At 71.5% G+C, this 13071-nt stretch carries 12 protein-coding genes and 1 other RNA gene; 4 read left to right on the top strand and 9 right to left on the bottom strand.

The genetic code is table 11. The features are described 5' to 3' along the window. Positions 1 to 21: 21 nt before the first annotated feature. From mraY to arsH, 9 genes are all read right to left on the bottom strand, one after another. Entirely contained in the window at positions 22 to 1107 is a 1086-nt protein-coding gene (mraY, locus tag WYO_RS11070; protein ID WP_007562319.1) for a phospho-N-acetylmuramoyl-pentapeptide-transferase, read from the bottom strand. Between the two features lie 90 nt (positions 1108 to 1197). Next, a complete protein-coding gene (locus WYO_RS11065; RefSeq protein ID WP_039902718.1) occupies positions 1198 to 2649 on the bottom strand; it encodes a UDP-N-acetylmuramoylalanyl-D-glutamyl-2,6-diaminopimelate--D-alanyl-D-alanine ligase in 1452 nt (483 codons plus the stop codon). Between the two features lie 32 nt (positions 2650 to 2681). Continuing rightward, the gene (locus WYO_RS11060; protein WP_007562315.1) at positions 2682 to 4142 is read right to left on the bottom strand and encodes a UDP-N-acetylmuramoyl-L-alanyl-D-glutamate--2,6-diaminopimelate ligase; all 1461 of its coding nucleotides are present in this window, start codon (positions 4140 to 4142) and stop codon (positions 2682 to 2684) included. Between the two features lie 10 nt (positions 4143 to 4152). Further along, positions 4153 to 5910, bottom strand: coding sequence for a penicillin-binding protein 2 (locus WYO_RS11055; RefSeq protein WP_244424150.1), 1758 nt, complete (start codon positions 5908 to 5910; stop codon positions 4153 to 4155). Positions 5911 to 6054: 144 nt separating this feature from the next. Then, complete coding sequence (locus WYO_RS11050; RefSeq protein WP_007562310.1) at positions 6055 to 6468, bottom strand: hypothetical protein; 414 nt, start codon at positions 6466 to 6468, stop codon at positions 6055 to 6057. Continuing rightward, positions 6465 to 7532, bottom strand: a complete 1068-nt coding sequence (gene rsmH, locus WYO_RS11045) for a 16S rRNA (cytosine(1402)-N(4))-methyltransferase RsmH (protein WP_007562308.1) — start codon at positions 7530 to 7532, stop codon at positions 6465 to 6467. The genes WYO_RS11050 and rsmH overlap by 4 nt, the downstream gene beginning before the upstream one ends. 403 nt (positions 7533 to 7935) lie before the next feature. Then, positions 7936 to 8334, bottom strand: an RNA gene (rnpB, locus tag WYO_RS29335) — RNase P RNA component class A. Between the two features lie 52 nt (positions 8335 to 8386). Then, a complete protein-coding gene (locus WYO_RS11040) occupies positions 8387 to 8827 on the bottom strand; it encodes a VOC family protein (protein ID WP_007562307.1) in 441 nt (146 codons plus the stop codon). Between the two features lie 130 nt (positions 8828 to 8957). Next, complete coding sequence (arsH, locus tag WYO_RS11035; protein WP_039902715.1) at positions 8958 to 9704, bottom strand: arsenical resistance protein ArsH; 747 nt, start codon at positions 9702 to 9704, stop codon at positions 8958 to 8960. A 50-nt stretch (positions 9705 to 9754) separates the two neighbouring features. On the opposite strand from arsH, the gene WYO_RS11030 reads away from it, so the two are divergent. From WYO_RS11030 to WYO_RS11015, 4 genes are read left to right on the top strand one after another with little or no spacing between them, the layout of a single operon-like run. Then, on the top strand, positions 9755 to 10114 hold the full coding sequence (locus WYO_RS11030; RefSeq protein ID WP_007562303.1) for a metalloregulator ArsR/SmtB family transcription factor: 360 nt from the start codon (positions 9755 to 9757) through the stop codon (positions 10112 to 10114). After that, a complete protein-coding gene (arsC, locus tag WYO_RS11025; RefSeq protein WP_007562301.1) occupies positions 10107 to 10547 on the top strand; it encodes an arsenate reductase (glutaredoxin) in 441 nt (146 codons plus the stop codon). The genes WYO_RS11030 and arsC overlap by 8 nt, the downstream gene beginning before the upstream one ends. Before the next feature lie 27 nt (positions 10548 to 10574). After that, positions 10575 to 11870, top strand: a complete 1296-nt coding sequence (locus tag WYO_RS11020; protein ID WP_007562299.1) for an arsenic transporter — start codon at positions 10575 to 10577, stop codon at positions 11868 to 11870. A 4-nt stretch (positions 11871 to 11874) separates the two neighbouring features. After that, the gene (locus tag WYO_RS11015) at positions 11875 to 13062 is read left to right on the top strand and encodes an MFS transporter (RefSeq protein WP_007562296.1); all 1188 of its coding nucleotides are present in this window, start codon (positions 11875 to 11877) and stop codon (positions 13060 to 13062) included. The last annotated feature ends 9 nt before the right edge of the window (positions 13063 to 13071 follow it).

Here is a 13071-nt window from a genome sequence, read left to right as displayed (position 1 = left end):
GGATACTTCTAACACATCTTCTCAGCGCAGCTTCAGGGTCGCCAGGCCGGCGAGCGCCAGGATCACCGCGATGATCCAGAACCGGATCACGACCTGCGGCTCCTTCCAGCCCTTCTGCTCGAAATGGTGGTGGATCGGCGCCATCCGGAAGACGCGCTTGCCGGTGAGCTTGAACGACGCGACCTGGATGATCACCGACATCATCTCGAGGACGAACAGGCCGCCGACGATCGCCAGGACGATCTCGTGCTTGGTCGCCACCGCCACCGCGCCGAGCAGGCCGCCCAGCGCCAGCGAGCCGGTATCCCCCATGAAGATCTGCGCCGGCGGCGCGTTGAACCAGAGGAAGCCGAGGCCGGCGCCGATCACCGCGCCGCAGACGACGGCGAGCTCGCCGGTGTCGCGGACGTAGTTCACCTGCAGGTAGCTCGCGGTGAACGAGTTGCCGACGAGATACGCGATGATCCCGAAGGTGCCGCAGGCGATCATCACCGGCACGATCGCCAGGCCGTCGAGGCCGTCGGTCATGTTCACGGCGTTGCCGGCGCCGACGATCACGAAGGCCCCGAACAGGGCGTAGAACCAGCCGAGGTTCAGCAGCGCGTCCTTGAAGACCGGGAAGGCGAGCTGGTTCTGGAGGGCGGCGGGCGAGTAGATCGAGATGGTCGTGCAGGCCGCGATGGCGATCAGCGCCTCGAGCGAGAGCCGGAACTTGCCGGAAAAGCCCTTGTGCGACTGCTTCGTCACCTTGAGATAGTCGTCGTAGAAGCCGATCGCCCCGAAGCCGAGGGTCACGGTCAGGGTCACCCACACGTAGTGATTGCGCGGATTGGCCCAGAGCAGGATCGCCACGACGGCCCCCGCCAGGATCATCAGGCCGCCCATGGTCGGCGTGCCGCGCTTGGTCAGCAGATGGGTCTGCGGCCCGTCCTCGCGGATCGGCTGGCCCTTGCCCTGGCGCAGGCGCAGCAGGGAGATGATCCACGGCCCGAACCAGAACACGAACAGGCCCGCCGTGAACAGCGCGCCGCCGGTGCGGAAGGTGATGTAGCGGAAGACGTTGAACGGCGTGAACGTGCCGCTCAGTTCCGAGAGAAGGTACAGCATCCGGGCGCTCGGCCCCTTTTGTTCAGGCGCGGGTTTCGGGGGGCGGCACCGATCGTCGCGAACGCTCGGGCGTGCCGATCATCGGGTGGGTCACGGCGCGGCGGCGAGACCGCGCCGGGCCGGGTCGACCGCGTAGCGGGCTTTCAGGACCTCGACAATCCGCCCCATGCGGCTGCCGTTCGATCCCTTGACCATCACGGCGTCGCCGGAGCGGAGGTTGCGGGTCAGCGGCTCGATCAGGTCGGCGGCGGTGTCGGCGACGCCGCCGCGGCGGCTCACCGGCAACGCCTCGAACAGGTTGCGCATCAGCGGACCGGAGGCGAAGACCAGATCGATCCGGGCGGCCTCGATCGCCTCGGCGAGGCCGCGATGCAGGTCGGGCGAGGCCGCGCCGAGCTCGAGCATGTCGCCCAGCACCGCGATGCGGCGACCGCGCGGCCCGGTCTCGATGCCGGCGAGCGTGGCGATCGCGGCCCGGACCGAGGCCGGGTTGGCGTTGTAGCTCTCGTCGACCAGGTAGGCGGTACCGCCGTCGATCTCGAGGGCGGTGCGCTCGCCGCGCCCGACCGGCGGGGCCAGCCCGGCGAGCGACAGGGCCGCCTCGGCGAGGTCGGCGCCGAGCGCGTGGATGACCGCCATCACGCCGAGGGAGTTCAGCGCCGTGTGCCGTCCGGCGGTGCCGAGCTTGTAGGTGACCGGCTGCCCCATCACGACGGCGTCGACCACCGACAGGTCGGGGCGGAGCACGATCGTCTGGGCGCGCACATCCGCCTCCGGATGCTCGCCGAAGCTCACCACCCGGCCGGCGCGCGATGCCCGCGCATGGGCGAGCAGCCGCTCGAACGTCGCGGTGTCGCGGTTGATGATCGCCACGCCCCCGGGCTCGAGCCCGGAGAAGATCTCGCCCTTGGCGTCCGCGATCGCCGAGACCGAGGCGAAATGCTCGATATGGACCGGCTCCACCGTGGTGATCAGCGCGATGTCGGGCCGGACCTGGGCGGTCAGCGGCACGATCTCGGCCGGATGGTTCATGCCGATCTCGAACACGCCGTAGCGGGTGGTGCGCGGCATCCGGGCGAGCGTCAGGGGCACGCCCCAATGGTTGTTGTAGGAGGCCGCCGAGGCGTGGGTCTCGCCCTGCCCGGCCAGCACGTGGCGCAGGGCCTCCTTGGTCCCGGTCTTGCCGACGGAGCCGGTCACCGCCACCACCTGGGCATCGGTGCGCGCCCGTGCGGCCTCGCCCAGGCGGGTCATCGCGGTCAGGACCGGGTCGGCGCCCGCATCCGGGACCGCCAGCACCGGGCCGTGGGCCGAGAGGTCGGCGGCGCGGGCCTCGCTCACCACCGCGGCGCCGGCTCCGCGCTTGAGCGCGTCGGCGACGAAGTCGTGGCCGTCCCGCGCCTCGCCCCGGATGGCGAAGAACAGGTCGCCGAGCTCCAGCGTGCGGGTGTCGATCGACGCGCCGCCGATCGGGCGGTCCTCGCCGATCAGCCGGCCGCCGGTGGCGGCTTCGAGGTCGTCTCGGGTCCAGAGTGCAGTCATGGTCAGCCCCCGTCCCCCATTCGGCCGCGCCATCAGCGTGCGGCCTCGGCGATTGCGGCGCGCAGGACCTCGTGGTCCGAGAACGGCAGGGTCCGATCTCCCACGATCTGGCCGGTTTCATGGCCTTTGCCGGCCACGACCAGCACGTCGCCGGGTCCGAGGCGGCGCACCGCTTCGTGAATCGCCGCGGCGCGGTCGCCGATTTCCTCGGCCTGCGGAGCGGCTTCGCGGATCGCCCGGCGGATCGCCGACGGATCTTCGGAGCGCGGGTTATCGTCGGTGACGATCACGACGTCGGCCAGCCGCGCGGCGATCGCCCCCATGATCGGCCGCTTGCCCCGGTCGCGGTCGCCGCCGCAGCCGAACACCACCATGAGCCGCCCCGACGCGAACGGCCGCAACGCGCCCAGCACGCTCTCCAGGGCCTCGGGCTTGTGCGCGTAATCGACCAGGCACAGGCCGCCCCGCGCCTCGCCGACCCGCTCCATCCGGCCCGGCACCCCGGTGAGGTGGTCGAGGGCCGCGAACACGCCGTCCGGATCGGCGGCCCCCGCCGGGGTGGCGAGCACCAGGCCCGCCGCCACCAGGGCGTTCTCGACCTGGAACTCGCCGACCAGGGGCAGGCGCACCGTTCGGGTCGCGCCGTCATGCGAGAGCGTCACGGCCTGGGCGAAGCCCTCCGTCGTCGCCGAGACCAGCCGGATATGCCGGCCCCCGCGCCCGACCGTGCGCACCGGCCGCCCGGCGCCCTCGGACGCGGCGATCACCCGGTCGGCATAGGCGCCGTCGGTGTTGACGATCGCCGGGCAGCCGTCCGGCAGCAGGTCGGTGAACAGGCGCAGCTTGGCCGCGAGGTACTCCTCGATGCTCGCGTGGTAGTCGAGGTGGTCCCGGCCGAGATTGGTGAAGCCCGCAGCCGTGAGCCGCACGCCGTCGAGGCGCCGCTGCTCGATCCCGTGCGAGGACGCCTCCATGGCGAGTTCCGTGACGCCCTCCCGGGCGAGCCGCGCCAGGGTCTGGTGCAGCGTCACCGGGTCGGGGGTGGTGAGCGAGCCGTATTCCGCGCCGCGATTCGTGACGATCCCGACGGTGCCGAGGCTCGCGGCGTCGCGGCCGAGCCGGGCCAGGATCTGGCGGACGAAATCGGCGACCGAACTCTTTCCGGCCGTGCCGGTGACCGCCACCACGGTCCCGGGCTGCGCGCCCGCGAGCCGGGCGGCGGCGAGCGCCAGCGCCCGGCGGGCATCGGGAACCGCGATCCACGCCACCGTCTCGGGCAGGTCGGCGGGACGATCCCCCTCCCCGGCCACCGCGACGGCGCCGCGTCCGGCGGCCTGCGCGGCGAACCGGCGGCCGTCGGCCTGGGTGCCGGGCACGGCGACAAACACGCCGCCGGGCACGACCTTCCGGCTGTCGGCGGTCAGCGCCGACACGGTGAGGTCGGCGGCCGGGCCGGCAGCCTCCGGGAAGAGATCGGCGAGCCGGGCGCTCATCGCTGCACCATCATGGGCCGCCCAGCTGGTTGACGTGGTAGGCGTTGAGCTTGACCATCTGGGGGAACGGCCGCACCGGCGGCTCGAATTGCGGCGGCAGGCCGAGGATCGGGGCCACGCGCTCGATCACCTTGCCGGTCACCACGCCCGAGTTCCAGGCCGCGGTGGCGTAGCCGCCCGATTCCGGCAGGCCCTGCGGCTCGTCCATGATCGTGACGAACAGGTATTTCGGATCGTTCATCGGCGCCGCCGCCATGAAGGTGGTGAACAGGCGGTTGTGGATGTAGCGGCCGCCGATCACCTTCTCGGCCGTGCCGGTCTTGCCGCCGACGAAGTAGTACGGGACCGACGCCTTCTTGGCCGAGCCCTCGGCGGCGTTCAGGCGCATGATGTAGCGCATCGCCTCGGAGGTCAGGCCCGACAGGACGTGCGTGGCGCGCGCCTTGTCGTCGGGCGCGGCCTTGAGGAAGGTCGGGGTGATCAGGTCGCCGCCATTGGCGATCGCCGCCACCGCGGCCGCCGCCTGGATCGGCGCCACCGCGATGCCGTGGCCGAACGCGATGGTGATCGTGTTGATCTCGCTCCAGCGGGACGGGACGATCGGGGCCGCGCTCTCGGGCAGCTCGGTCCGCAGCCGGTCGAGCAGGCCCATCTTCTTCAGGAACGCCTTGTGGCCGGCGACCCCGACGCCGAGCGCCATCTTGGCCGAGCCGATGTTGGAGGAATGCGTGAACACCTCCGGCATGGTGATGACCCGGTTGGTGCCGTGATACTCGTGGATCTTCTGCCGGCCCCAGTTCAGCACGCCGCCGCGGGTGTCGAAGGTCGAGTTGACGTTGTACTTGCCGGAATCCAGCGCCATGGCGAGCGTCATCGCCTTGAAGGTCGAGCCCATCTCGTAGACGCCGACATTCATGCGGTTGATGCGGTCGGGCGACAGCGCGTCCTTCGGGTCGTTCGGGTCGAAGTCCGGCATCGAGACCAGGGCGATCACCTCGCCGGTCTTGACGTCGAGGATCATCGAGGCGCCGGCCTTGGCCTTGAAGTGGTCGATGCCCCAGGCCAGCTCGTCGCGCACCGCGAACTGGGCGCGCAGGTCGATGGAGAGCTGCACCGGCTTGAGGTCGGCCTGCTTGCTGACCAGCCCGAAGCTGTTGAGCGCCTGGAGCCCGGTCGAATCGATGTACTTCTCGATGCCGGCGATGCCGACGCCGTCGAGGTTGGTGGCGCCCAGGATGTGGGCGGCGGCGGTGCCGTTCGGATAGACCCGCTTGTGGTCGGGCAGGAAGCCGATGCCCGGGATGCCGAGCCGGTGGACCTCGGCCTGCTGCTTCGGGGTCAGCTCGCGCTTCACCCAGACGAAGCCGGCACCCTTCTTGTCCTTGCGGGAGGACAGCTTGGCGCGCAGCTCCGAGGCGTTGAGCTCCGGCAGGACCGCGGTGAGCAGCTCCACCGCCTCGTCCTTGTCGTAGATGTTGCCGGGCTCGGCGAAGACCGAGACGGTGCGGATGTCGGTGGCCAGGATCTCGCCGTTGCGGTCGACGATGTCGGGCCGGAACGCCGTCGAGGAGGCGGCCGCGACCCGGTGCTCCTGGCTGGGCGGATCGCCGAACACGGCCATCATCAAGAGCTTGGCCGAGATCGTGCCGAACACCATGACGAAGACCAGCCCGACCAGGGCGACGCGCATATGCGAGCGCTCGATGGCGAGCCGGAACATGCTCCGCACGAACGCCTTGGCGCGGGCGGCGCGCAGGTCCGGCGTCAGGGCCCGGGCGGCGGCCTCGAGCGCGGCGGCATCCTGCTCGGACACGGCATAATGCGCCGCGTCGTGAGCCGGTGCGTCGTGCTCCGAGATCTGCACCTCGGCGGCCGCGTGTCTGATCTGGTCGGCGTCTTCGGACACGGGTGATTACCTCGAAGCGGTATTCGGGGTGCGGGTCGTGGTGACGGTGCGGGTGATCGAGCCGGTGGTGCGCGGCTCGATGCTGCCCTTGTCCTTGGGCGTCGCGGTCGCGGCGAGCAGCCGGCCGATCTCGTCGCCGCGCTCCGGGCGGGCGGGCAGGTCCGACAGGCGGGCCAGGTGGCTGGTCCCGATCGGCTCCAGGGCGAGGTGCTTGTCCACCGCCGCCTGCAGCCGGTCCGGCCGGGTCAGGAGCTGCCACTCCGCGCGCAGCACCGCGATCGCCTGCCGCTCCTTGTGGAGCGCCGTCTGCAGCTTGGAGACCTGACCGCCCTGGTAGAGCGTGTCGTACTTGATCGAGTAGGCGTAGATCGCCGAGGCCACGAGGCCGGCGACCGCCAGGAGGTTCAGCAGGCGGATCATCGGCGATGGCCCCCGCGGGCGGCTTCGGGCAGGCTCGCCAGCGCGTGGAGCGCGGCGAGCGGTTCGGGCGTCTCGGATTCGGTGCGTTCGGCGGCCCGGAGCTTGGCCGAGCGGGCGCGCGGGTTGCGCGCGGTCTCGGCCTCGCCCGGCAGGACCGGCCCCTTGGTGACCAGCCGGAAGCTCCGGATCGTCTCGGTCTGGCCGCCCGGCAGGTGGCGCGAGCCCTGGGCGGAGCGGCCGCTGCGTGCGGCGAAGAACTGCTTGACGATCCGGTCTTCCAGCGAATGGAACGTCACCACGGCGAGCCGCCCGCCGGGCGCCAGGACCCGCTCGGCGGCGTGGAGCGCGCGCACCAGCTCGCCGAGCTCGTCGTTCACGGCGATCCGCAGGCCCTGGAAGGTCCGGGTCGCCGGGTGGATGTGGCTGCCGGGCTCGCTCCAGACCACGCTGGCCACGAGCTCGGCGAGCTGGGCGGTGGTCTCGATCCGGCCGCGGCGGCGGGCCTCGTGGATGGTCCGGGCCACGGCGCGCGAGCGCCGCTCCTCGCCGTAATGGTAGATGATGTCGGCGAGCACGGTCTCATCGGCCTCGTTGACGATGTCGGCGGCGCTCGGGCCGTCATTGCCCATGCGCATGTCGAGGGGGCCGTCGTTGCGGAACGAGAAGCCGCGCTCCGGCGCGTCGAGCTGCATCGACGAGACGCCGATATCGAGCACGACCCTGTCGGCCTTGGCCTCGCCGGCCTCGCCGAGCAGCGCGTCGAGGTCGCCGAACCGGCCGGGCACGAGGCGCAGGCGCCCGCCCGCCTCACCGACCAGGGTTTGGCCGTTCGCGATCGCCTGCGGGTCGCGGTCGATGGCGATCACCTGCAGCGTCGGGTCGGCGGCCAGCAGCGCGCGGGTGTAGCCGCCGGCCCCGAAGGTGCCGTCGACGGCCAGGCCGCCGTCGAGCCTGAGCGACTCGACGACCTCGTCGAGCAGCACCGGCACGTGGGGCTGGGTGGAGACCGGGCCATCGCAGCGCGCGGCGGCCGCGATCTCGGCCGGGGGGCGGCGCCGAATCATGCGCGCCTCGCCGGGCCGGCGCCGGGAAAATCGGTGTTTCGACGCGATCCGGGAATTCCGGCGCGGATGCGGCTCGTGCGTCTCATGGTGCCCTGTGCCGGGCCGCGCGAGCGCGGCGCGCGTGACGGGAACGGCACCGGATGCAGAGCGCGCGAAACGCCGCGCACGGACGGGACCTGCACCAGTGCAGGTTACGCCCGGCGATCCGATACACGCCGTTGACGGGAGGATGCCGGGTATCATGGGCCTCGGAGGATCGTCAACGCGCGAGCCTGGCGCTGGCGAGCCGACCGATCTGACCCCGGTACGGTTAACCGAAGGTTTTTGCCGCGCGCGAAATCCGCGCCTTGCGCCGCCCGGCAAAGCGCGGGCACGCGCGTCGCGGCGGGGTTCCGGGGGCGGTGGGATCAGCCGGCCTATAAGCCGGGTTCTGTAAGGCCGGAGCGCTCGCGCGCGCCGACGTGGCGGCCATTCCTCTGGGACGGTCGTTGCCGACCGCCTCGAGCAACCAACCCGGGCGACTGGCCTGGAGAGCGGGCCTGCCCTTCTCGCGAAGGGCGCGCCGCCCCTATTCGGTCTTGCTCCCGGTGGGGTTTGCCGTGCCGTCCGCGTTGCCGCGTCCGCGGTGCGCTCTTACCGCACCCTTTCACCCTGACCCCGGACGCATCCGGGGCGGTCTGCTTTCTGTGGCACTGTCCCTGGGGTCGCCCCCGCCGGACGTTATCCGGCACCGTCTCTCCATGGAGCCCGGACTTTCCTCCCCGGGCGCTGATGCGTCCGGAGCGGCCGCCCGGCCGGCTGATCCGCGGGCAGATGGGCCCGCACCGCCGTCCGGGTCAAGGGCGCCGGGGTCTTTACCAGCTGCCGGTATTCTCCATCGACGCCCACGGCTCCTGCGGCTCCTTGGCCGAGCCCTTCTGCAGGATCTCGATGGAGATCCCGTCCGGCGACTTCACGAAGGCCATGTAGCCGTCGCGGGGCGGACGGTTGATGGTCACGCCCTTGTCCTTGAGCTCGGCGCAGAAGGCGTAGATGTCGTCGACCTGATAGGCGAGGTGGCCGAAATTGCGCCCGCCCGTATAGGTTTCCGGGTCCCAGTTGTAGGTCAGTTCGAGCAGCGGCGACTTGGTCGCCTGCGCCCGCTCGACATCCCCCGGGGCGGCCAGGAAGACCAGGGTGAAGCGGCCCTTCTCGTTCTCGACCCGGCGGACCTCCTTCAGGCCGAACGCGTCGACGTAGAAGGCGAGCGCGCGATCGAGATCGGCCACCCGGACCATGGTGTGCAGGTATTCCATCAGGCGGCTATCCCTCTGTCGGAGCGAGGGCCGTCGCGACGCCCTCTGCGGAAACGGACATGGCCGGCGGGGCCGGTCGCTGTCCTAGCTAGAGCGCGCCTCCCCGGCCGAGTAGGCCGCGCTGTCCATGTCACGGCTTCCCGATGCCGATATCGGCCGCCACGTCCTGCAGCCGGTCCGGCGCCCGCTCCTTGCGCTCGCTGTAGCGGTCGACGAGATACCCGGCCCGCTCCCGGGTCAGCAGCGTGAACTTCATCAGCTCCTCGCAGACATCGACCACGCGCTCGTAGAGCGGCCCCGGCTTCATCCGGCCGGCCTCGTCGAATTCCTTGTAGGCCATCGGCACCGAGGATTGGTTGGGGATGGTGATCATCCGCATCCAGCGGCCGAGCAGGCGCAGGCTGTTGACCGCGTTGAAGCTCTGCGAGCCGCCCGAGACCTGCATCACCGCGAGCGTGCGCCCCTGCGTCGGGCGCACCGATCCCTCGCTGAGCGGCAGCCAGTCGATCTGGCTCTTCATCACGCCGGTGAGGTTGCCGTGCCGCTCCGGCGAGACCCAGACCTGCCCCTCCGACCAGAGCGAGAGCGCGCGCAGCTCCTGCACCTTCGGGTGGTCGGCGGTGGAATCGTCGGGCAGCGGCAGGCCGTGCGCGTCGTAGATCCGGACCTCGCCGCCCATCGCTTCGAGGAGGCGGGCCGCCTCGTAGGCGAGGAAGCGGCTGAACGAGCGCGCCCGCAGCGAGCCGTAGAGGATCAGGAAGCGCGGCGCGTGCGCGAAGGGTTGCGCCACCGCGAGCTGCCCGGAGGTCGGCACCGCGAAATGCGGCCGGCTCAGGTTCGGGATCCCGTCGGCGAAGGGCTGCGCAGGCTTGTTCACGGGCACGCTTTCTCGTATGATCGCACGATCGTTTGAATGTTGAAACGAAAATGGACGAGTCGCAAGCCCTCGCAGCCTTCATGGCCCTGGGCCAGGAGCACCGGTTGCGGGCGCTCCGGGCGCTGGTGAAGGCCGGCCCGGACGGCATGGCCTCGGGCGCCCTGGCCGCCGCCATCGGGGTCTCCGCCTCCACCATCTCCTTCCATCTGAAGGAGCTGCAGCAGGCGGGGCTGATCGGGTCCCGGCGGGCGGGGCGCTCGATCATCTACAGCGTCGCCTATCCGATCCTATCCGGGCTGGTCGAATTTCTCATGACGGATTGCTGCCAGGGTCACCCGGAGGTCTGCGCGCCGGCGCTGGCCGCCCTGTCGGCCTGCGGCCCCAACACGAAGGACGTGGACCATGCCTGATCGCGCCATCGACGTGGTGATCTACCACAACCCGGATTGCGGCACCTCGCGCAACACCCTGGCGATGATTCGCAACGCCGGCATCGAGCCCCACATCGTCGAGTACCTGAAGACCCCGCCCGCGCGGGCGCTGCTCAAGCAGCTCCTGGCCCGCGCGGGCCTCTCGGTGCGCGCCGCCCTGCGCGAGAAGGGCACGCCCTACGCCGAGCTGGGGCTGGGCGATCCCGCGCTCAGCGACGACCAGCTCCTCGACGCCATCGCGGTGCACCCGATCCTGCTCAACCGGCCGCTCGTGGTCAGCCCGAAGGGCGTCCGCCTGTGCCGGCCCTCCGAGGCGGTGCTCGAGCTGCTGCCCGCGCAGCAGGGCGAGTTCGTCAAGGAGGATGGCGAGCCGGTCGTCGACGCGCAGGGCCGCCGCGTCGGGCTGGCCTGAGCCGCTGCGGACGAGACTCGCACAAGCATGCTCGCGCTCTCCATCTTCGCCGTCACCCTGGTCTTCGTCATCTGGCAGCCCGGGGGATTCGGGATCGGCTGGAGCGCCCTGATCGGCGCGGGCGTCGCCCTGGCGACGGGGGTCATCCAGCCGGCCGACGTGCCGGTGGTCTGGCACATCGTGTGGGACGCGACCTTCACGTTCGTCGCCCTGATCATCATCTCGCTGCTGCTCGACGAGGCCGGGTTCTTCCACTGGGCGGCGCTGCATGTCGCGCGCTGGGGCGGCGGACGGGGCCGCCGTCTGTTCCCCCTGGTCGTGGTGCTCGGCGCCGCCATCGCGGCGGTGTTCGCCAATGACGGCGCGGCCCTGCTGCTGACGCCGATCGTACTGGCGATCCTGCTCAAGCTCGACTTCAAGCCTCAGGCGGCTCTGGCTTTCATCATCGCCTGCGGCTTCGTGGCGGATTCCACCAGCCTGCCGCTGGTCATCTCCAACCTCGTCAACATCGTCTCGGCCAACGTCTTCGACCTGAGCTTCGGGCGCTACGCCGCCGTGATGGTGCCGGTCGACCTGGTCTCGCTCGCGGCGACCCTGGCGGTGCTGGGTCTCTATTTCCGCCGCGCCGTGCCGGCCGCCTACCCGGTCGGCAGGCTGGAGCCGCCCCGCGAGGCGATCCGCGACCCGCTCCTGTTCCGGGCGGCGTTCCCGCTGCTCGGGCTGCTGCTCGTCGCCTATTTCGTCACGGCGCCGTTCGGGGTCCCGGTCTCGGTCGTGACCTGCGCGGGCGCAGCTCTGATGCTGGTACTGGCCCGGCGCGGTGGCCGCATTCCGATCCGGACGGTGCTGGCCGGCGCGCCCTGGCAGATCGTGCTGTTCAGCCTCGGCATGTATCTCGTCGTCTACGGCCTCAAGAATGCCGGCCTGACCGACGGGCTGGCGCGCGGTCTCGTCTGGCTCACCGGCTACGGGCCGGTGGCGGCCACCGTCGGGGCCGGCTTCGGAGCCGCGATCCTGTCCTCGGTCATGAACAACATGCCGAGCGTGCTGATCGGCGCCCTGGCGATCCAGCAGGCCCCGGATCTCGCGCCGCTGATGCGCGAGCTCCTGGTCTACGCCAACGTCATCGGGTGCGACCTCGGACCGAAATTCACCCCCATCGGCAGCCTCGCGACGCTGCTCTGGCTGCACGTCCTGGCCAGCAAGGGCTACCGGATCGGCTGGGGCCAGTACATGCGGGTCGGCCTGGTGATCACCGTGCCGGTGCTGCTGGCCGCGCTGCTGGCGCTGGCTCTGTGGTTGCCGCTGCTCGGCCCCAGCTGATCCGATGGCCGACCGGACCCGCCGCTGGCCGGTGATCTCAGCCCTCGGCGTGGTCCAGATCCTCGCCTGGGGCTCCTCCTTCTACATTCCCGCCGTGCTGGCGGAGCCGATCGCCCGGGACACCGGCTGGCCGCTGGCCTGGATCGTCGGCGGCTTGTCCCTCGGCCTGCTGGTCGCGGCCTTCGCGTCGCCGCGGGTCGGCGCCGTCATCCAGAGGCGCGGGGGACGGCCGGTCCTGGCGGCGGCGGCCCTGCTGCTCGCCGCGGGGCTCGCGGTGCTCGGCCTCGCCCCCACGCTCCCGGTCTTCCTCGGCGGCTGGTTGATCCTCGGCCTCGGCATGGGCTGCGGCCTGTACGATCCCGCCTACGCCACCCTCGGCCGGCTCTACGGCGCCGAGGCGCGCTCGGCGATCACCGCCCTCACCCTGATCGGCGGCTTCGCCAGCACCTTGTGCTGGCCGCTCTCGGCCTTCCTGGTCGCCCATCTCGGCTGGCGGGGGACGTGCTTCGCCTATGCCGGCCTGCACCTCGCGGTGACGCTGCCGCTCGTCCTCGTCCTGATCCCCCCGGCCCCGCCCCCGGCGATGGCGGCGACCGGGCGGGCGCGGCCGGTCGCGCCGCTGGCGCCCTGGCAGGCGCAGGCGTTCCTGCTGATGGCGGGCGTGCTGGTGCTCGGCGGCACCATCATGGCGCTGGTGTCGGTGCACCTGCTGACCCTGCTCCAGGCCCGGGGCGAGACGCTGGCGACCGCGGTCGCCTATGGCGGGCTGATCGGGCCGTCGCAGGTCGGGGCGCGGCTGATCGAGATCGCCAACCGCGGCCGGCACCACCCGCTCTGGACCCTGACCGCCGCCTTCGTGCTGGTCGCCCTCGGGCTGCTGCTCCTGGCCGCGCACGGGCCGGTGATCGGCCTCGCCCTGGCCGTCTACGGGGCCGGCAACGGGGTCTACTCGATCGCGCGGGGCACCGTGCCCCTCGTGCTGTTCGGACCGGAGCGCTACGCGGGGCTCGTCGGCCGGCTGGCCCGGCCGGGCTTGGTCGCCCAGGCGCTCGCGCCGCCGCTCGGCGCGTTCCTGCTGGTGCGGATCGGGCCCGACGCCCTGTGGGGCCTGCTGGCGCTGCTCGCCGCGATCAACCTCGTCCTGATCGGCGGGTTGTGGCGCATGAAGGGCATCGCCGCCACATCGTCCTGACCCCGGGCC

The organism is Methylobacterium sp. GXF4, from assembly GCF_000272495.1.
Lineage (GTDB): Bacteria > Pseudomonadota > Alphaproteobacteria > Rhizobiales > Beijerinckiaceae > Methylobacterium > Methylobacterium brachiatum.
The sequence above is the reverse complement of the archived record's forward strand: the minus strand, read 5'-3'. Positions and strand labels throughout refer to the sequence as shown.